A 1,289-nucleotide genomic window follows, 5' to 3' on the forward strand; every position below is an offset into this window, starting at 1 on the left:
GTGGTCGTGGGGCGGGCGCCTGCGGACGGGGCTTGTGCCGCACCCGGGTCCCCCAGTTCCAGGTGCAGGCCGGTGGGGAGCAGGGACGGCTGTTCGCCGGTGTTTCCTACGGTCCTTGTCGCCGCCGTGTCCGTTCTTACGCGTACGTCCACTCCGTCCGAGTCGCCCACCCACAGCGGGGCCGTGGAGCCGTGGACGTGGCCGGAGTCGCGTTCGGCGGTGCCGGGGTCGGCGCCGTGGTCCTCGTTGTGGGTGTCGATGTCCTGCCAGCCGGACCAGTCACCCGTGGCGGTGGCCCGGGTGCGGACCTGGACCTGGCCGCGCAGTTCGGTGTCGGGGTCGGACCAGGTGACGCCGACGAGGGAGAAGCGGTGGACGTCGTCGCGGGTGAGGCCCTGTTCGGGGGCCGCGCCCAGGGTGCGGTCGCGGGTACGGGGGGTGAGGGGCAGCGACTGGGTGCTGCCGGGGAGGTCCGGTGCGGCGGTCGTCGACGCGGTTCTCGCGCCGCTCGTTGACTGCGCCGCCGATGCCGATGCCGGCGCCGCGGCCGCGGGCAGGGTGAGCGGGAGGGCCAGTGCGGCCGCGCAGGTGACGCCGATCGAGGAAGCAAGGAATCCACGCATGCCCCTGATCCTGGACATAGTCATACATATCTGTCTATCCGGGAATTGACGGACCGTCGGCTGCCGTTCGTCCGAACCGGTGGTCCGGCGCCGGACGCGGGGGCGTGCGGCGGCGGGCGCCCGCGTACGCTTGCGCGGGTGAACGCCACCGATCGCACCCCTGCCGACCTGCTGCGTTCCGCGCTCGCCGCGGATCCTGGCCGCCCCCTGGTGACCTTCTACGACGACGACACGGGGGAACGTGTCGAATTGTCCGTGGCCACCTTCGCCAATTGGGTGGCCAAGACCGCGAATCTCCTCCAGGGGGATCTCGGTGCCGGGCCCGGTGACCGGGTCTCGGTGTTGTTGCCGGCGCACTGGCAGACGGCGGTGTGGTTGCTGGCGTGTTCGTCTGTGGGGGTGGTCGCGGACGTGGGCGGGGATCCCTCCGGGGCCGATGTGGTTGTCAGTGGGCCGGAGTCGCTGGAGGTGGCTCGGGCTTGTGGTGGGGAGCGGGTTGCTCTTGCCTTGCGGCCGCTCGGGGGGCGGTTTCCGCAGACGCCGGTCGGGTTCGTCGACTATGCCGTTGAGGTGCCCAGTCAGGGGGATCGGTTTGTTGCGTTCTCTCCCGTTGACCCTGAGGAGCTTGCGTTGGTCGTGGGTGGGGTGGAGTTGACCGGGGTGCAG

At 71.1% G+C, this 1,289-nt stretch carries 1 protein-coding gene and 1 pseudogene; one reads left to right on the forward strand and one right to left on the reverse strand.

Features of this window, described 5'->3' with window-relative positions:
* A pseudogene (locus AC31A1_RS51580) lies at positions 1–623 on the reverse strand (N-acetylmuramoyl-L-alanine amidase); the annotation flags it as partial.
* Positions 624–761: 138 nt separating this feature from the next.
* Here AC31A1_RS51580 and AC31A1_RS51585 point away from each other — a divergent pair.
* Positions 762–1,289, forward strand: a 528-nt coding sequence (locus AC31A1_RS51585) for a TIGR03089 family protein (RefSeq protein WP_489659939.1), incomplete at its 3' end; no start/stop codon positions are given.

Source organism: Streptomyces sp. P5F9 (assembly GCF_057961495.1).